This window comes from Gloeotrichia echinulata CP02, assembly GCA_038087035.1.
GTDB lineage: Bacteria > Cyanobacteriota > Cyanobacteriia > Cyanobacteriales > Nostocaceae > Gloeotrichia > Gloeotrichia echinulata.
The window spans coordinates 6354570-6373462 of record CP051187.1 but is presented as its reverse complement, the minus strand read 5'-3'; the positions used below and the strand labels follow the sequence as shown (position 1 = coordinate 6373462).

Annotated in this window: 14 protein-coding genes; 2 read left to right on the top strand and 12 right to left on the bottom strand. The window is 41.1% G+C overall.

All coding sequences use genetic code 11. The features are described 5' to 3' along the window. Positions 1 to 40: 40 nt before the first annotated feature. The 8 genes from HEQ19_28370 to HEQ19_28335 all read right to left on the bottom strand — a co-directional run bounded on the left by HEQ19_28370 (position 41) and on the right by HEQ19_28335 (position 7076). Entirely contained in the window at positions 41 to 799 is a 759-nt protein-coding gene (locus HEQ19_28370; GenBank protein ID WYM02813.1) for a peptidylprolyl isomerase, read from the bottom strand. Positions 800 to 887: 88 nt separating this feature from the next. Beyond that, positions 888 to 1739: a cyclic nucleotide-binding domain-containing protein gene (locus tag HEQ19_28365; GenBank protein WYM02812.1), complete on the bottom strand. Its 852-nt coding sequence runs from the start codon at positions 1737 to 1739 to the stop codon at positions 888 to 890. A gap of 134 nt (positions 1740 to 1873) precedes the next feature. Further along, complete coding sequence (locus tag HEQ19_28360; GenBank protein ID WYM02811.1) at positions 1874 to 2467, bottom strand: helix-turn-helix domain-containing protein; 594 nt, start codon at positions 2465 to 2467, stop codon at positions 1874 to 1876. A gap of 1088 nt (positions 2468 to 3555) precedes the next feature. Continuing rightward, positions 3556 to 4797, bottom strand: a complete 1242-nt coding sequence (locus tag HEQ19_28355) for a transposase (protein WYM02810.1) — start codon at positions 4795 to 4797, stop codon at positions 3556 to 3558. Between the two features lie 423 nt (positions 4798 to 5220). Beyond that, positions 5221 to 5397: a hypothetical protein gene (locus HEQ19_28350; protein WYM02809.1), complete on the bottom strand. Its 177-nt coding sequence runs from the start codon at positions 5395 to 5397 to the stop codon at positions 5221 to 5223. Positions 5398 to 5789: 392 nt separating this feature from the next. Then, a complete protein-coding gene (locus HEQ19_28345; GenBank protein ID WYM02808.1) occupies positions 5790 to 6389 on the bottom strand; it encodes a helix-turn-helix domain-containing protein in 600 nt (199 codons plus the stop codon). A gap of 20 nt (positions 6390 to 6409) precedes the next feature. Further along, positions 6410 to 6634 carry a hypothetical protein gene (locus tag HEQ19_28340; protein ID WYM02807.1) on the bottom strand — a complete coding sequence of 75 codons (225 nt, stop codon included), beginning with the start codon at positions 6632 to 6634 and terminating at the stop codon, positions 6410 to 6412. Between the two features lie 178 nt (positions 6635 to 6812). After that, on the bottom strand, positions 6813 to 7076 hold the full coding sequence (locus HEQ19_28335) for a hypothetical protein (protein WZI67045.1): 264 nt from the start codon (positions 7074 to 7076) through the stop codon (positions 6813 to 6815). Between the two features lie 653 nt (positions 7077 to 7729). Between HEQ19_28335 and HEQ19_28330 the strand changes: the two genes are divergently transcribed. Together HEQ19_28330 and HEQ19_28325 are read left to right on the top strand one after the other, a co-directional pair. Next, positions 7730 to 10504 carry an S-layer family protein gene (locus HEQ19_28330; GenBank protein ID WYM02806.1) on the top strand — a complete coding sequence of 925 codons (2775 nt, stop codon included), beginning with the start codon at positions 7730 to 7732 and terminating at the stop codon, positions 10502 to 10504. Further along, positions 10501 to 13284 (top strand): CHAT domain-containing protein, encoded by a 2784-nt coding sequence (locus HEQ19_28325; protein WYM03672.2) that lies wholly within the window; start codon positions 10501 to 10503, stop codon positions 13282 to 13284. The genes HEQ19_28330 and HEQ19_28325 overlap by 4 nt, the downstream gene beginning before the upstream one ends. A gap of 161 nt (positions 13285 to 13445) precedes the next feature. Here HEQ19_28325 and HEQ19_28320 read toward each other — a convergent pair whose 3' ends face one another. The 4 genes from HEQ19_28320 to alaS form a co-directional block, all read right to left on the bottom strand. After that, complete coding sequence (locus tag HEQ19_28320) at positions 13446 to 14204, bottom strand: hypothetical protein (GenBank protein ID WYM02805.1); 759 nt, start codon at positions 14202 to 14204, stop codon at positions 13446 to 13448. A 7-nt stretch (positions 14205 to 14211) separates the two neighbouring features. Continuing rightward, positions 14212 to 14502 carry a hypothetical protein gene (locus tag HEQ19_28315; protein WYM02804.2) on the bottom strand — a complete coding sequence of 97 codons (291 nt, stop codon included), beginning with the start codon at positions 14500 to 14502 and terminating at the stop codon, positions 14212 to 14214. Positions 14503 to 14587: 85 nt separating this feature from the next. Next, positions 14588 to 15676, bottom strand: a complete 1089-nt coding sequence (locus HEQ19_28310) for a hypothetical protein (protein WYM02803.1) — start codon at positions 15674 to 15676, stop codon at positions 14588 to 14590. Between the two features lie 133 nt (positions 15677 to 15809). Continuing rightward, complete coding sequence (gene alaS, locus HEQ19_28305; protein ID WYM02802.1) at positions 15810 to 18473, bottom strand: alanine--tRNA ligase; 2664 nt, start codon at positions 18471 to 18473, stop codon at positions 15810 to 15812. Between the last annotated feature and the right edge of the window lie 420 nt (positions 18474 to 18893).

Here is an 18893-nt window from a genome sequence, read left to right as displayed (position 1 = left end):
TGTGAGAAATGCGGGTTAAGTCCTATAGCAAAAACCATAATTATTTGCAGAAGGAATGATCTTGTTGAAACTCTACCACAATTGTAACTTCCTCAAGTTGTTGCTTTAACCAAGTAAAAAACAAATCTTGCAAAATTTTTAAGCGCAGTTGCTCATTTAATTGAGGTTTAATTATTTCCTCAACCCAAATCAGATGCACTCCTTTTTGTGTGAGAATAGGCTTAATAATTTGTGGCGGACAAGCAGCAAAAACACAAGCTGCAATCTCAGATTTAAAATCATTGCGGTGTTGGATTCCGCAATATCCACCGGCGCGGCGTCTTTCTGGTTCTTCTATATATTGACGGGCAATATCTTGGAAATTAATTTCGTTTTCTTGTAGAGCATAAAAAAGTTCCCAAGCCAAATCTTCGTCATCTAAAATCACTTCATAAGTAACAGATGCAGTATAATCAATTTGATGTTCAAAAAAGAATGGTTCGATTTGATCTGCAAATAGATAATTGGCTAACTTTGCAGAAAGCAAGTTAATTGTAGCTAATTCTTTAAATTCATCTAACGAGAGATAATGTTTTTGTAGCCAAGCCCAGGTATGTTCAACCTTTATCAGATTATTAGCTAATCGCAGGTTATCTACAGCCTGTTGAAGCTCTGCTTTATCTACCTTTAATCCTGCTTCTTCAGCAGCATCAGCAATAATTTTCCGAGTCGCGATTGCTTCAATTATCTCCGCAATTTGGCAGGAAAATTTGATTTGATAAATGATGTCATTTGGCGAAATTTTCAAAATATTTGTCATGCTTCACCTTGTTTTGCAAAAAAATCGATACTGCTTGGTATGACGCCACATCAGTAATAATATTTCTGTCTCAGGTAACAACAAATGGCTAGCAGAGAAGGAGGGCATTATTTTTAATAACTGATATAATAAATTCTTCGTCCTCTTCATCAGAATTATAAATAGCGCCGAAAGTAATTAATTCTGGTAACTGTGGTAAATGATCTAGTGCTGTTTGCCAATCAAAATAACTGAGACTGTAAACTATTGTTGGCTTAATTACTTGCCAACTTTCCTCTCTAGTATTGCGACGCCGTTTGTTAGGATATTCCAAAGGAAGAGGCGCATAAATTCTCCCAGGAGTGAGAATGCGACCATCTGAGTTTAGCAGTTCCCCATGACGTAGTAGCCACAGTTTGCTGTCTTGTGTAAATTTTATCGGTACAGAGCCAATCTCTAAATTATGTCGTTGGAATACAGATAGTACTTTCAGCATCCTTTCAACACCAATAATGCGCGGAAAGGGACATTTTTGAACATATAGCAGCAGCAAATCCCAAATTTCTGCTTGATGATAAAGATGCTCGCGAATACTGGGGTATTTGCCCATTAAGTTGTACAATAAATTTGCTTTGACATAGCAAAGCCTTAAATTTGTAGAAGCTCTGGCAGTGTAAGGGTGAAATTCTGCTTCTGGAAACAGAGTTATTTCACCAAATGAACCTGTACTAGAAAACGTAGCAATTAAATTATTCGATGTATCCAGCAGTCTAACTTTACCAGTTAAAACCATATAAATTCCCGGTTCTGCATCTAATGCTCCCCAGAACAGCTTTGTTGTTTGTGGTTCACGAATTTCTACTGTTTTCAAGCAGTCTGTTAGTTCTTGTTCTGCAAGAGTTACACCCAAGGTTTGGGTGAGTGGTGCAGCTAACTGTTGATGCAAAAATTTTAATGGCATATACTCACATGTATAACAAAATTATCAGAAATATTCGGATAAATACTTGTCATTGCGAACCGCTCGTAATGACATTTTCTAAGCGATCAACCGAACATGATATTAATCATGGTTATTAACTGTTGACTGTTAATTCATTTAATGAAATTTAGTGACCATTGACAACTAGGCTCACAGGGTAATTGCAACTCGGAAATTGTAATCTCAGAATCTGGGATATCGTCAGTTTTTTGTATGAGGCTATTGTTTTGTTGTTGAGTAGATAGCCCCATTTGTTTGAGCAGACGATTGATATGGCGTTTGGTAATTTTAATTCCCAGTTCACTGGCTAAATGCTGGCTTAACCATTGCGCTGTCCAGTGTTGAAATGGATAGCCATATTCACCAGGGCTATGGCTGACCAATTCTTGTAAGCGTGCGAGATATTGCTTGTTCACACTCTTAGGTCTACCGATTGGCTGTTCTTCCCATTGATGAGCTAAACCAGCTTTTGCTACACCAACCCAATATCGCGCCATATGGTAGGAACAACCCAATATTTGACAAATTTCGGTTGGAGATTTTCCCTGATCTGCCAACAACATAATCTCGATCCGAAGATGGTATTTTGGTGGTAAACTAACTTGGATATTTTTTAGCAGAACTTTGCGCTGAAAAGGCGTTAAAAACTTGCTAGTTTTAACGTTGTATTTTTCCGAATATGGAAATTCCTTGGTATCATCTGACATAAATCTTACATGTGAGTAAGGGTTAGATGCCGTAAAGTGAATAAGTGAACATTTATAGTAAAAACTTCACAAATATTCCTCGTGGTATGCTATGATTATAGTATTGATTATTTTTCATCACGAGTGTATAAGTCCTAATATATTTTTCACTACGGTTATCCCCCCAATCCCCCTTTCAAAGGGAGACTTAGGGGGATCTAAGACTTTGAAAACATGCCCAAGGGGATTATAGCAATTTGAAAAAAGAATGGGACAGATAGGGTAGGGGCGCAAGGCCTTGCGTCCCTACAGATTATCGATGTGTTGCAAAGATTTTTTGAATTGGTATTAGGTTTCACCTTGATTTTTCCACATGAGGTGAACGCGAAAACTTAGGTTATAGCGCTGTACAATTGAGTGAGGTACAAAAATTTTGCTCCCATGATTTTATAGCAAGGTTTTTGGTGTTCTCATCCAATCGATAACCGCTATCACAAACAACACATTAGTTCACGTCCCCATACCCCATACCGGGATATGGATAGCCCGTCTGCTTGGGACACCAGCACTTACGCTGCTTAGTCCTACCGCCATCATATGGGTAATCATAATCGCGCTTTCCTCCAGATAGAAGCTCTTGCTCCTCTGTGGAAAGCTCTTCCAACAAATTGGATTGAATGACTTGATCTGACATAATTGTTACCCTCAATTTAGCTACATAGGTTTTACACACATATAGAAAAAACATATGTAATACCTATAGTCACTTTTAACTATAAACCTATTCCACGGGTAATAAATGATCCAAAAGTTATATATTAGTGAAATAAATTTACTGCTTTTGGCTGATAAAAAATAAAAAAATAAATTACATTTTCCTATTTATTTATCGTACATAAATCATCTGTCATGGTTCTCAAGAGTAAAGGGTTAAGTGTCAAAAATCCTGGGTGGACTATTGACTTTTAATGTTAGACAACCTCAACGAAAAAAATATGACACGTAGCTTTATTCCTAACTTCTTGAATTTCCCTTACGTGACATTCTCCAACACTGTAAGCATAGCCTACAGTATCAGCATCCCAACCTCGCGATTGAGAGTTCCTGCTTCATCGGAGTGCTGACGCACTAGCCTCCACAGGCACCTTCACCATGTATCCCACGGCTGCTAGACCGCGTTGCTCGACTACTTGAGCAGCAGCGACATCTCGGTCTGTTGTATATCCACATTCAGAACAGTAGAAATCGAATTCATTAACTAAAAACTCTCGTTTCCAGGTAGAGTTGATGTTAAAAAATTCAGTTTCTTTCCTGTCTGTGCGTAAGTTTTGGCTGTGTTTTTTTCCGCTACGCGCTCCACAGTTAGGGCAAATTTGACTTGTCTGCTTGGAGTCAACTTTGAGGAAAAATACACCTCGTTTGAAGCAAACCCACTGGAGAATTTCTAGGAATTGGTTTGGCTGCATTCCGTAACTATTAACTTTCGGGTTGCTATCTTGAGCAAAAATCATTCCAACTCCGTTGCAGAGTTGATGAGCAATGTCAAACTGAAACTCCCGACGAAGATTGTGAATGTGTTCATGCAATTTAGCAATTTTATGCTGTTGTTTACGGTAGTTATGGGAGCCGCACTGTTTGTTTTTCAGTTTGCGTTGCAGCCATTTCAGCTTGCTTTGCAAGTTCAGAAAACAACGAGGATGTTCCACCAACTTTCCCATTGATACAGCCAAGAACTTTTTTAATCCCAACTCAATACCGATGGAATTTCCTTGTGGGATTATATCAGGAATAGAGACATTTGTTTGCAATAAAACAATCGCATACCAACCCGATGCTTTGCGAACAATCCTAACTTGCTTGACAGCAAATCCCTCTGGAATTGGGCGATGGAAGTTAATTAACACCATACCAATTTTGGGCAATTTGATTTGATGCCCAGTGATGGGATTATCTGTGAATTGCGGAAACAGAAAAGAGCGATACTGACCAAATTTTTTGAAGCGAGGAAATCCAAATCCTCGTTCTTGCATAAAACAGAATGACTTTTCGAGTCCTCCTAATACATCTTGCAAGACCTGAGAATGAACTGCTTTGAGTTCGGGAATCTCGTTTCTAGCTTGAGTCAGATTGCGTTTTTGTGTGTAGTAATTTGGATAAAGTGTATCAGCCGCAATGATGTATTCCGAGTGGATACTGCAAGCATTAATTGCACATGTACGCGAGTTAATCCAGTCTTTGCGCTCGGCTAGCGCGTAGTTGTAAACGCGGCGACATTGCTCCAACCAGTTCAACATCATCTGTTCCTGAGTCTGGTTTGGATAGATTCGGTATTTGTAGCTCAAGTGCAACATACCACCTATTCCAAAGATTTAAGGGTAATCGCTAAAACTGCAGTAATTAATAATTAGAGAAATTGGGAATCTAGATAAAAAATTTCATATTTCCTAATTTTGTATGTCGATAATTTATAAAAATCTAGTAATTTGCAAGAGTCAAACACCAGAAAATATACCCTATTTTTATCTGAATGAATGGAGGGAAGAGGAGGAAGGTAAATGTTATTACTAGCACTTACTTTTTGTTTCTAGACTGTTGATTTAATATCTAGAGACAATCGATTAAAGCGTCTAATATCTCTTCAAATCAGAGTTATTTAGAGCTAGTTATATCAGTTTTTTCTCCCACCCCACTAATCGTAAGTTTAGCTAACTACGAGCAGTTAAGAAATAACAGATTGCGGCTGAGGCTAGAAGCCATGACTAGATCTTTATCCCTCAACTTGTCTGGCTAGGTTCCAAAATGCTCAATCTAACAGGATACTTCTTGCCTTCTTTGTCTCTTAGAAAGCCTCTAAGATTGGCAGGAAGGTAGAGTTGTCCTCCAGATAGAAACTCTTGCTCTTCTGTAGAAAGCTCCTCAAGTAACTCGGCTTCGATCAATTGAACTGACATAATTGTTACCCTCATTTTTGCTATAGAGGTATTACAAACATACATATCTAAAAAACATAAGCATGTAATACCTATACTTTTATTTATAAACGTAATTGCTAGATAATAAATTATCCAAAAGTCATAAAAAACCAATATACAATTACTGCTTTTGGATTAAAAATAAATTAAATATTTAATCTAAATCTTAATAAGAAATTACCATAATAGTACATATTTAATATTTAATTTTCTCTAGATTCCTTTTTACAAAAAAAAGCACCCATGCAGGTAAAATACCTAAACAGGTGCGTTAATACGCCTAATCCTTTTAGTTTCAGCGTAAAAATTCGTAAGTGAGTCAAAAATAATTCCATCTGGAGGAAAATTTATTAACTAGAATACTAGAATTACTACGTGGTGTTAACAAAATTTAAAGACCAATTAAAACTAGCCTCAAAAGGCAATTGCAAATCACAAATTGTAATTTCAGAATCTTGGATATCGTCAGTTTGTTGTTTGAGGCTATTATTTTTTTGTTGGGTAGACAATCCCATTTTTTTGAGCAGACGGCTGACATGGCGTTCGGTAATTTCAATCCCCAGTTCACTTACTAAATGTTTGCTTAACCATTGTGCTGTCCAGCTTTGAAATGGATAGCCATACTGACGAGGGCTATGGCTGACCAATTCTTTCAAGCGGTCAAGATATTGCTCGTTAACACTCTTAGGTCTGCCGATTGGCTGTTCTTGCCATTGGTGAGCTAAACCAGCTTTTGCTATACCAACCCAGTATCTCGCCATGTGGCAAGAGCAACCTAATATTTTACAAATTTGAGTTTGAGATTTCCCCTGATCTGCCAACAACATAATTTCGATACGACGACGATATTCTGGTTGTAAATTTGCTTGGAGATTTTTCAGCAGAACTTTTCGCTGAAAAGGCGTTAAAAACTTGCTGGTTTTAATGTTGTATTTTTCTAAATCTGGAAATTGATTTGTGTCGTGTGACATAACTATTTAGATTACGAGTACTAGTTAATATCCCGTTTTGGAGAATTAAAAAATAAATCGACTAGCGATGTAATTGTTTGGTTGGACAGTTCTGCAAGTTTCATACTAAATTTATTATCTTCAGCAGTTTTATCCTTCATGGTTTTACCTCCAGTTATTAGCATGGAATCCATGTCAGATAAATTCTCTAAAAGGCTTTCAGTATCTGGAAATGATTCTGAATGAGTAGTGTTGATATTAGTCATTGATTTTCTCCCCATTGCTTGCGTAACTTTTGTATGTTTTTTTAATAAAATTGACACCCTGGTAAATTTGAGCAGGATTAGTTTTTATCCTGCTCATTCATTAATGCATTTGAGTAGAATTCAACTTTTGATTGCTGAATTCTATTCAATGGTGAACTATAAACTATCAACAAAGGCCTCAGCCACCATGAGTAGAACCACCAGGAGCAGAACTAACAGGAGCAGAATCACTAGGAGCAGCACTAAATGACTTCGCTATGGATATAACATTATTAATTGCATAAGCGCCCAACCCAAATTCCAGTAATTTATTGATGTCGCCCCCTACTCCTCCCTGGATAACCATAGCATCCGTATCAGTCAGGTCTTGCAGAAAGCTTTCAGAATCGATAAACAGTTCGGAGCCTGTAGTATTCAGTTCTGACAATTGGATGTTTACCATTGCTTTTGTCTCCTATGTAACCTAGAAAAAACAGTAATCTTGTGAAAGATTAAGCATTTATTTCTTAACCTTATACCTGCAATTATTAGCTACAAAATTAAAACTTTCAAGGCTATTTACTTGATTGTATCGACATAAGATGACTAATTATGTCCTGGCAAATTAACAATACAAAAGCTGCTTAACAGCCGCTAATATTTGATTGGTGAAATATATCTATGGTGGGCATTGCCAAGCCTACACATACTTAGATTTTTCCAAAAATCAAATATGATTCCTGTAGTTCTGCTGATTTCCACAGACTTACTTATAGCAAAGGAGTGGAATGAGCCTAATGCAAGTCTTTTGTCATGCTCACACAAGTAAAACCATCTGAATATTCAAATTTTGCCGATAAATTTTAGAGACATAATTAGACAAGTTTTGTCGTCAAAACTTTGGTGAGACTTATCTGCTCCTAGGATATTACTCCACCACATTTTCTCATAGGTCAATTGATTTATTTGTAGTTGCGCTACCCTACGGGAAAGCTGCGCTAATAGCGCGTAGCTCTACGCTTATCGGCTAGTTTGTAAGTGTGACAAAGTACGAGTAAATTTAACCCAATTATATGGTATAAAGAAATACGATATTTCTCCAACGGGGTAATTATTGTGGAAACCAAAAATTGGTCTTGGGGGTTAAAAATCGTATTTATCCTATTGTTTAGCAGTACATTCACCGTTTTTCACCGTGTGGCTGACGCTCAGATTAAGCCAGACAACACATTAGGAACAGAAAGTTCAAGCATTAATACCTCTGGCCAAGGAGATATTATTGAAGGTGGTGCGATTCGTGGTTCTAACCTATTTCATAGTTTTGAAGATTTCAATGTCTCGGCACAACAGCGAGTTGATTTTGCTAACCCAAGCGGGATTCAAAATATTATCAGCCGAATTACAGGGGGAAAGAGTTCTGAAATTCTGGGAACCCTAGGGGTGTTGGGTAATGCTAATTTATTTTTGATTAATCCCAACGGGATTGTGTTCGGACCAAATGCTCGGCTGAATTTGCAGGGGTCGTTTATTGCCTCCACGGCGGATAGTATCATATTTGATAATGGACTGAAATTCAGCGCTACTCATCCACAAGCGCTACCACTGCTAAAAATTAACGTCCCCATAGGCTTGCAGTTCGGACCTAATCCCGGAAATATTCTTGTGCAAGGATTAGCAAACAATAATCAAAACGTTGGACTGCAGGTGTCACCCGGTCAAACTTTAGGATTAGTGGGTGGTGATATTCGCTTAGATGATGCTTATGTGAGTACTGCGGGTGGAAACATTTTATTGGGTAGTGTCACCAGCCCAGGTTTAGTCAGTTTCATCCCCAGCCCAACAGGCTGGAGTTTAGATTATACAGGTGTGGCAAATTTTGGCAACATTGAGTTATCAGGTACGGCAACAGCTAGAGAATTAAATGGTGGCGCTATCCAAATTAGGGGAGGAAAAGTTTCCTTGCGCGATCGCTCCAACTTGTTCTCTGATACAGTAACAAATATTGACGGTCGGGGCATCACAGTTGAAGCAGCGCAATTCCAGCTTCAAGACCAAGCCTTTTTTGGCACTACTACTTACGGTACAGGCGCAGGAGGTAATGTTGTTATCCACGCTACTGACTCTGTAGAACTTAGCGGTATTGGATTTGACAACTTTCAACGAAACTATCTTGAGCCAGCACTGAGTAGAACTCTTGGTAACTCCCTACCGGCGAAAGGTTTCTTATATGGGGTGAGCCTCAGCACAGGAAAAGCAGGAGATATCATAATTGATACTAAAAAACTGACAGTGGAAAATGGCGCGGCAATCATCAACCTGGCATTTACAACAGGAGATGGAGGTAATATTATCGTTAGGACATCTGATTTAGTAGATGTGAATAGCGCTGCATTACTAACTACAGCCTTTAATCTGGGAAATGCAGGCAGTATAACAGTTGATACAGGCAAGTTGACTGTTCGGGATAGCGGAGTCCTCTCCACCGCCACTTTGGGTGCAGGTAACAGCGGGGATTTAACAGTCAACGCCTCTGAGTCGGTGGTCTTGTCAGGAAATTTCCCAGGTAGTCGGTTTGCTACTGCTCTAAGTACTAATACTGCTGGTAGCACAGGAAATGCAGGAAACTTAGAAATTAACACAGGTTCCCTACTCCTAGAAGAGGGAGCTACTATCACCAGTTCCAGTGGGTTAAACATCAGAAATCTCCAGATTCCTTCTGAAGGTCGTGGTGGAAATCTGACCATCAACGCCAGAGACTCTGTAAAAGTTATTGGCAGATCAGATCGAAGTTTTGTGGCTACGGGAACCCTTGGCCAAGCCGACGGTGGCGACTTGAAGATCAACACTAGGCGGTTAATTGTTCAAGATGGAGGTGGGGTAGGCGCCTCTACTGTTGGTGCGGGACGGGGGGGAAATATCTTTATCAATGCTACCGAGTCGGTGCAAGTGATTGGCAAAACCAGAGATAACAGCGCTTTTAGTGCTGTAGCAACAGCATCTGGAGATATTCTTATTAAGTCTCCTTCAGGAAAATTCACAGGGGCGGCGGGAGAATTAAATATCACCACAGGAAAGTTAATTCTCCAGGATCAGGGATCTGTCAGTGTTGAGAGTTTGGGGTCAGGACGTGCTGGCACTATCAACATTGTAGCCGATGCGATCGCCCTTGACAATCAAAGCAGCATTGATGGTAATACTCGCTCTGGCTCCGGGGGAAATATTCATCTCCAGGCGGGGAATATACTGTTGCGTCGTCAGAGTCGAATTAGCACTAATGCAGGTAGTTTCGATGGTGGCAACATTACGATCAATACTGATACCTTAGCCGCTGCAGAAAATAGCGACATCACCGCCAATTCGACTGACTTTCGTGGTGGTAATATCACCATCAACACCCAAGGAATTTTTGGCATCGCGTTTCGAGAACAACAAACTCCACAAAGTGATATCACCGCCACGGGTCGAAATTCTCAATTACAGGGTGTTGTGCAAATTAATATTTTAAGTGTTGACCCAACCCAGGGATTAACCCAATTGCCCTCAGTTCCTAACGACCCAACAAATCAGATTGTCGCAGGTTGTCCAGCAGAACGTGGCGCTCGTTTTGTGGTGACAGGACGCGGTGGTTTACCAGAAGACCCCCGACAAATGCTCCACAGTCAGGTAATCATGCAAGATTGGCGAGTGACTACTACTAACAAAAATTTGCCCATCCCCACTCACCAATCCCCACTCACCAATCCCCAATCCCCAATTGTGGAAGCACAGGGATGGGTGATTAACAGGGAAGGAAATGTGGAACTAGTAACAAATTTTCCTCAAAACAGTCCTAGTTTTAGGGATGATCAAATGAAATGTACTCAGTTGCCACGGGATAGTAGACAGTCGTGAATCTTTACCGCCAGTTATTAAACCTGTATTGGTTTGTAGTAAGTGTTTTAGCGCTAAAATGCTTACTACAAGATAAATTTAGGTTTACATTCAAGCTTGTACTGCCATTTATTTTAGGCATTCTGACTTTCTTATTCGTAATCACAGTTATACCTGCTCAAGGGAAAAATAGTGTTTCAGTCCGCCTCATCCCATCCGAAACCCCTGTAATTGCCCATAGTCACAATACCCTACCTCTAACGCTTCCCAACCAGGGGCAAGGGGCGCAGGATTCCCAGACAATTATCTCTAATCAAGTGAATTCCATATCACCGCCTAATCTGCAATCCCCAATCTCCCTACTTGAACAAGGTAAGCATCTGTATAATTTAGGACGGTTTGCCGAGGCAGCAGAACTCTGGCAACAGGTGCATCAAGTATCAGGGAAAGAATTATCTACTCAAGCTTTAAGCTACAATTACCTAGCAATTGTATATCAAGACCTGGGACTTTGGCAAGCGGCAAAAACGGCTATTTCCCAAAGTTTAGCATTACTTAACAACTCAAAATTTAAGACTCCAGACGCAGAACTGATTTTGGCTCAAGTTCTCAATACCCAAGGCAGTTTACAACTTAACACAGGTCATGGGGAAGATGCCCTCGCAACTTGGAAACAGGCTGAGAAACACTATCGTTCTGCGAAGGATGGGACGGGGATTATCCTGAGTCAGATTAACCAATCTCAAGCCCTACAAACTTTGGGCTTTTATCGACAGGCGCGAACTATCCTAGAGCAGATGAAACAAGATCTAGCAGCCTTACCTGATTCCTTACTCAAAATCAATGGATTGCATAGTCTGGGGCGTACCCTGCAAATGGTGGGAGATTTACAGGAGTCGGAAGCGGTTTTATCGGCAAGTTTAACTATTGCCAAGAAGCTTGATTATACAGCAAATATTGGCGAAATCCTCTTTAGTTTGGGAAATACGGCTAGGGCAAAATTGGAATTTAAGACAGCGTTGAAGTTTTATCAACAGGTACAAGATACAGCCAAAAATCCGCAGACTCAGTTAGAAGCTTTACTTAATCAACTTAGCATTTTAGTCTACACCAAGCAAACCACAGATACCTTGGCACTAATCCCCCAAATTCAACAGCGTTTAGCAAACTTACCTCCTAGTCATGGGGTTATCTATGCCCAGGTCAATTTCGCGGCAAGCTTAATTAAAATTGACAGTATGGAGTCGGGAATTGGGAGCCGGGAAATAGCGGAACTGTTAGCTAGAGCAGTGCAACAAGCCAGGGAATTGCAAGACCCCAAGGCAGAATCCTATGCATTGGGGGAATTAGGGCATTTATATGAACAAACTCAACAATGGTCTGAGGCTTTGTCTTTAACTCAACAAGCCTTGTCTATCGCTTTGAGAATCCAGGCAGCAGATATTGGGGTAACTTGGTATTGGCAGCAGGGACGAATTCTCAAGGCGCAAGGGGAAGTGACACAGGCGATCGCTGCCTATGAGGAAGCGGCAAATATTTTACAATCTCTACGTCAGGATTTAGTAGCGGTGAATCCTGATGTGCAGTTTAGCTTTCGAGAGCAGGTTGAACCTGTATATCGTCAGCTGGTACAATTGCTGTTACACAATGTCGATAGCTTGCCTAAAAATACTCAGCAAAAATATCTGCAACGTTCTCGCGAAGTGATTGAGGGCTTGCAGCTAGCGGAGTTAGACAACTTTTTTCGGGAAGCTTGCTTAACCTATAAAACCAAACCTATTGAGAGGATAGACCCGAAAGCAGCGGTAATTTATCCCATAATTCTTGACCAACGTTTGGAAGTAATTCTCTCCCTCCCCGGTCAGCCGTTGCAACATTACGGAACTGACCTAGGGCCAGCGACAGCCGAGAAGGTGTTTAATCAACTGCGTCAGTCTTTAAACCCTGTTTTCTTGCCTGGGGAGATTTTAGCTCCTGCACAACAAGTCTACGATTGGTTGCTGCGTCCTGCTACTGTTGAGTTAGAACGTCAAGGAATTCAAACTTTAGTATTTGTCTTAGATGGATTCTTACGCAGTTTACCTATGGCAGTTCTCCATGATGGTCAGCACTATTTAGTCGAGCGTTACAATATTGCCCTGACTCCAGGATTGCAGCTTTTAGAATCGCGATCGCTCTCTCCCCAACAATTTAAAGTCTTGGCTGGGGGTTTAGCTACAGCCCGACAAGGCTTTTCTACTTTACCTGGGGTAGAACAAGAAATTAACCAGATTCAAGCCAAAATCTCAGCTAAAGTTTTGCTCAATCAAGAGTTTACTCGCCGCAGTTTCCAACAGCGCGTTGAGGCGCAACCGTTTTCTGTAGTTCATCTAGCCACCCACGGTCAGTTTAGCTCAAAAGCTCAAGACACTTTTCTTTTGACTTGGGACGATCGCATTAATGTTAAAGATTTAGATCAACTCCTGACTGGCGTTGGTAAAAGCGCTACCCAACGCCTACGAGAACCAATTGAACTGTTGGTTCTCAGTGCTTGTCAAACTGCCAAAGGTGACAACCGCGCTACTCTAGGACTAGCAGGGGTTGCTGTCCGCTCTGGAGCTAGGAGTACCCTCGCCACCCTGTGGTCAGTACAGGATCAGTCTACTTCCCAACTCATCGCTGAATTTTACCGCCTGCTTACCCAATCTGGCATGACCAAAGCCGAGGCCTTACGTCAAGCGCAACTATCTTTGTTAAATTCCGCTCAGTATAAACATCCTTATTATTGGTCGGCGTTTGTCCTGGTGGGTAATTGGCGTTGACCCTCCGAATTTTAGATTTTGGATACTTCTCTACGAGAGGCTACGTAGAGAAGTATCCCAAATCTAAAATTGTTTGCCCCTTGTGGTCGGGGTCAATCCAAAATCGGTTGACCAAAGGGGCATGGACTACATGCAAAGTTACGTCAGCTTGGCTATGAATTCTATTCAGAATCATACACCATTTTCAAATGCTCAGGTAAATCTATTTCTTGAAATTGTTCAACAGAAGTTGTAGGCATACCACTTAATTCTGATAAATCTCTAATTTTCCTGGTTAATACTTCAATTAATGTTCCATTTTTTGTTAATTGAAATAAATCATCCTTATCTAGAACAACTATAATTTTATTTGTTTTGGCATGAAAAATTATCTGCCGAAGTCTGCAATCACTAACTGCTCTTTGTCTAGAATTCCCTAATTTAGGAAAACCTGTTGCTCCATTGAGTGTAATAAAAATACCAAGACCTGCACCTTTTAAATTCAAATCCATTATGCTGCACAATCGAGCAAACTGCTTGTCTGGCAAAGGTGCTTTTGTAGCTTTCGCTTCAATAACTATATCTCTCTTTTCCCAGTCAAGATATAAAGTTTTACAGACTGCTTTCCAAGAAAGGTCATCGCCACTAACTAACAAATCATATTGGGGACCTGCGGACTGAAAACTCTTGATACTTTGAACCCCTTTTAGTCCTTTAAACACTAAAATTACAATCTGTTCTAGAAGCTTTCCTGCTTCCTGCGTTTGTTTTAGTGTAGGTTTTTCTAATTCTGTAAATATTTTCAGTTTATCTAAATATTCAGAAAGTTCATTATCTGGTTGATACAAATAAGAAGCGAATTTATTTAATGCTGGAGATCCTGATTCCAGTAAATCCATAGCATTAATTATCGATTCCACAAGTTCATCTTGACTTGGCATGATTCAATCAAGCAAATTCAATTGGTTGTTTAGATATTGCCATAAGATCAAAAGATAGCTCATCATAATTTTCTACAATGCTTTCACAATGCGGACAAGTCCAAGGTAAATCAGGAAACCCTGTACCATAAGGAATTGCACCTACATAGACATCCGGCTCACAATTATGGTATATGAGAAGCTTCATTTCACAAACTCCCTGTGCTTCTAGGTCTGCTAAGACTGCTAGAGCATGAGAGTATTCTATACCCAAATGTACAGCAAGTTGATGCGGCATTACATTGGTTGATGCCGTCATAAAGTATTTGCTCAGTTCAGCCTTCTGTTGGTCAGATAAGAAGTCCAAATGACCCTTGTGGATGAAGCTAGTCATGACGTTAGCCTTAAAATCCAAGTTCTTTTAGCAGAAACTCAAGAACACCCGTACTACCACCATAGTACCCTGAATAGCACTTGAGGTGCTGGAGAGAATCTTGGGTTGTGGAGTGAGGTTTGAGTCCAAAATAGCAGTGTGCTTTGATCAGACGTTTTACTGTATTTTTTAACTTTTCTTTCTCTATTTCAGTTGCAGTTAGTTCCCTGTCTAGCTGAAATTCGTAAGATTTAGTACCCCACTCTTTAATCAATGTTAATAAAATTGCATCTTCAGCGTTACTCATCTTTTCTGGATCACCTACTAAACCGAGTTTATTTAAAACTGAATTAGCTAATTTTTCTGACAAAGCTTGTAATCCTTCAACATCAATCTCCTGAACTCCTGCACTATGAGCATTTATAGCCAGTCCAGATGCTTCTGCTCTAATCCGTAAGTGCCGCCATTTGTAAGGCATAGAATTGAGATACTTATTCCACATATCATGCAGAACAAGTTTATGAAGATTAGGATGTTCCCAGTTAGCTTGACAATGATTAGCTAATTCATTAATAAATTCAGAAATATAATGCCAAAACGGGAATTGAGCGGCTTCTATGCGCTCATTGGTTGTTGAACGCAAACTAAATCCATTCCAGGATAAAGCGACATAATCTTTTGTTACTTCTGCAATGACAGACCAGCGAATATCACGTTTATCTAATTGACTACCTGAATCGTCAATTAGATAAGTTCGGATATACCATTTCTTATGCGGTTGACTCGGTTCCTGAATTGGTCCATACCAACCATCTTGACCAAACTCTTTTAACAAGGATGCAGCAGGTTTTAGGTTTGGTGTACAAACGCACTTACCCAGTTTTAAACTCAACCATGTTCTTGACTGCTTTACATACGCAAGCAAGATTTCATCTGAAGTAAGCTTACCTTTTTCAAATTCATCGACTATATCTACTACTAATTCAGCTTTTTTAAGCCGACCTGACCCTGAGCAAATAAGTTGCAGAGTTTCAACAGTAAACTCACTACTAGAGAGAAATTTCTCACAAAACTCTCTACCTGGGTCATACCCATTATCAACAAAAGCGTTAATACTCATAGACTATTAGTTGAGATGTGGTGTCAATGCACTTGAAAGGATGTTAAAAAAAGAGCATACCAACTAAAAAGTATCCACGCTAGACTAATTTACAATAAGGCAGGCAAGATGCCTGCCCCACAAGAAAATATAATTAACCCAAGCCAGCTTTTAAATCACTCCGCGCTTGTTCTAACGCCTGGGGTAATTTACTCCCATCGCGTCCCCCAGCTTGGGCTAAATTGGGTTTTCCACCGCCACCACCACCGCAGATTTTGGCGACAGCACCGATAAATTTACCTGCTTGCAAACCCTTTTTATTCACCTCTGCACTAAAAGCTGCAACTAAGCTGACTTTATCGGCTTCGGGAACCGAACCCAGCACCACTGCGCCGTTACCCAGTTTTTGCAGTAAGCGTTCGGCTGCAGTTTTCAAAGATTCGGGGTCAACGTCGTCTAATTGGGCAACAATAATTTGATAATCGCCCACAGATTCGGCTGTTTGCAACAAACTGTCAGATTTTGCGATCGCCAATTGTCCTTTCAAAGTTTCCAGTTGTTTTTGGCTATTTCTCAGTTCGGTTTGCAGACTTGTAATTCTGTCTGGTATTTCTTCGGGTTTGACCTTGAAGCGATCGCTCAAATCTTTGACTACTTTATCTCGCACGTTGAGATAATCCAATACCGCAGGACCAGAAACGGCTTCAATGCGGCGCACTCCTGATGCTACACCCGCTTCAGTAATAATTTTAAACACGCCAATTTCTGCAGTATTACTGACATGTGTCCCACCGCACAGTTCCATTGATACGCCTGCAAAGTCAATAACCCGCACTTCGTCGCCGTATTTTTCCCCGAACATGGCGATCGCTCCTTTAGCCTTAGCCTCGGCGATGGGTAATACTTCGATGTTGGCGCTGTGTGCTTCTGCAATCCAGGTGTTAATCTGTTCTTCTACTTGCTGCAATTCTTCTGCGCTCAAAGCACGGGGACAGTTAAAGTCAAAGCGTAACCTGTCAAAGGAAACCAAGGAACCGGCTTGGGATATGCCATCATCGACAAATTTCTTTAACGCTGCTTGGAGTAAGTGGGTGGCGGTATGGTTAGCTTGCAGACGACGGCGACAACCGCGATCAATTTGGGCAGTTACAGCATCTCCTATTCGGATTGTACCGCGTTCGATGCGTCCGAAGTGAACAAAGAAATCAGATTCTTTTTTGACATCTTCGATTTGCACGACGACACCATCACCGGTAATATAACCGCGATCGCCGATTTGTCCGCCTGACTCTGCATAAAATGGCGTTTTGTCAAGGACAATTTGCACCTGGGTTCCGGCTTCTGCTTCTTCTTGGGAAACACCACCAACCAGCAATACTTCTACTTTTGAATTAGCCGCAGCTTGGGTATAACCTAAAAACTCCGTCGCGTGGATGTGTTCTGCAAGTTTGTCGAGGGAACCTTGGACAGTTAAATCGATAGTTTCGTGTGCTGCTTTGGCGCGTTCCACCTGCTTTTGCATTTCGAGCGCAAATCCCGCTTCATCCACAGTCAGGTGATTTTCTTCAGCGATTTCTTGAGTTAATTCTAAGGGGAAGCCGTAGGTGTCATACAGAGTAAAGGCGCTTTCACCGCTAATTTGGGTGTTTCCTTGTTGTTTGACTGTGAGAATGATATCTTCCAGTAGTTTTTCGCCTCTATCGAGAGTTTTCAGGAAATTTGATTCTTCCCGTTGCAGTTCGGCTGTAATTACGGTTTCCCGTTGACGGACATTGGGGTAAGCTGATTCGGAAAGTGCGATCGCTGTTTCTGCAACTTCGGTAATAAATTCCCCCGCAATCCCAATTAATCGTCCATGACGTACCACCCGGCGAATTAACCGGCGCAAAATATAACCCCGACCGACATTAGAGGCGCGGATTTCATCAGCAATCAAGTGAACAACAGCCCGCACGTGATCGCCAATTACCTTCAAGGAGACTTTGGTTTTCTCATCGCTGTTGTGGTAGTCAATCCCCGCAATTTGCGCTGCTGTTTCGATAATGGGGAAAATTAAATCGGTTTCGTAATTATTCGGCACTTTTTGCAGAATTTGGGTGATTCTTTCCAAACCCATGCCGGTGTCAATGTTTTTATTTTGCAGTGGTGTTAAATTACCGTCCGCATCCCGATTATATTGCATGAAGACGAGGTTATAAAACTCGATAAATCGGGTGTCGTCTTCTAAATCAATGTTGTCGTCACCAAGTTCCGGGTGGAAGTCGTAGTATATTTCTGAACAGGGGCCACAAGGGCCTGTGGGGCCAGATACCCAAAAGTTATCATCTGCACCCATGCGCTTGATTCTTGCTTCCGGGACGCCGATTTGATCGCGCCAAATGGCAAAAGCTTCATCATCTTCCTCAAAGACGCTGACAACGAGACGGTTTTGTGGTAAGCCAAAGACTTGTGTGGAGATTTCCCAACCCCAGGCGATCGCTTGTGCTTTAAAATAATCACCAAAGCTGAAATTACCCAGCATCTCAAAAAAAGTTTGATGCCGTTTCGTGCGTCCGACATTTTCGATATCATTAGTGCGGATGCATTTTTGCGATGTCGTCGCCCGCTTAAACTCCGGTGTCCGCTGTCCGAGGAATATCGGTTTAAATGGTAGCATCCCCGCGATTGTCAGCAGCACAGTCGGGTCTTCTGGTACAAGGGACGCACTTGGGAGAATTTGGTGTCCCCGTTGGGCGTAGAAGTCTAGGAATAGGTTGCGAATTTCGTTACCGCTGTTAGCGAAGCGGGGCGTAGCCCTGTTCTGGGGATTTGAAGACATGAGTATTTACAAAAGTAGTGTCAACTGAAGTATCAAGATTATCTTGGGTTTCCAGACCCTGGAAACACAGATGCGTATTTTCTCCAATGTTGACATACTCACTGCCCTTGAAGGGCAGTGATTCTTGACGGCTCACAGCTGGCTACTTCATGCTTGATCCTAGTACTCTGTCAAGATAAAAATGATGGACTGTAGTGCGGGCATCTTGCCCGCGTGAGCGAGACGCTCACACTACCAAAAATCCCTCAAAACAAAATTGACAGACTACTACTGTGTCAAGATAAAAATGATGGACTGTAGTGCGGGCATCTTGCCCGCGTGAGCGAGACGCTCACACTACCAAAAATCCCTCAAAACAAAATTGACAGACTACTACTGTGTCAAGATAAAAATGATGGACTGTAGTGCGGGCATCTTGCC

Bases quoted from the DNA above. Each gene is read 5' to 3' on its own strand.
- HEQ19_28370 (WYM02813.1), bottom strand. From the start codon at position 799: ATGACAAATATTTTGAAAATTTCGCCAAATGACATCATTTATCAAATC.
- HEQ19_28365 (WYM02812.1), bottom strand. From the start codon at position 1,739: ATGCCATTAAAATTTTTGCATCAACAGTTAGCTGCACCACTCACCCAA.
- HEQ19_28360 (WYM02811.1), bottom strand. From the start codon at position 2,467: ATGTCAGATGATACCAAGGAATTTCCATATTCGGAAAAATACAACGTT.
- HEQ19_28355 (WYM02810.1), bottom strand. From the start codon at position 4,797: ATGTTGCACTTGAGCTACAAATACCGAATCTATCCAAACCAGACTCAG.
- HEQ19_28350 (WYM02809.1), bottom strand. From the start codon at position 5,397: ATGTCAGTTCAATTGATCGAAGCCGAGTTACTTGAGGAGCTTTCTACA.
- HEQ19_28345 (WYM02808.1), bottom strand. From the start codon at position 6,389: ATGTCACACGACACAAATCAATTTCCAGATTTAGAAAAATACAACATT.
- HEQ19_28340 (WYM02807.1), bottom strand. From the start codon at position 6,634: ATGACTAATATCAACACTACTCATTCAGAATCATTTCCAGATACTGAA.
- HEQ19_28335 (WZI67045.1), bottom strand. From the start codon at position 7,076: ATGGTAAACATCCAATTGTCAGAACTGAATACTACAGGCTCCGAACTG.
- HEQ19_28320 (WYM02805.1), bottom strand. From the start codon at position 14,204: ATGCCAAGTCAAGATGAACTTGTGGAATCGATAATTAATGCTATGGAT.
- HEQ19_28315 (WYM02804.2), bottom strand. From the start codon at position 14,502: ATGACGGCATCAACCAATGTAATGCCGCATCAACTTGCTGTACATTTG.
- HEQ19_28310 (WYM02803.1), bottom strand. From the start codon at position 15,676: ATGAGTATTAACGCTTTTGTTGATAATGGGTATGACCCAGGTAGAGAG.
- alaS (WYM02802.1), bottom strand. From the start codon at position 18,473: ATGTCTTCAAATCCCCAGAACAGGGCTACGCCCCGCTTCGCTAACAGC.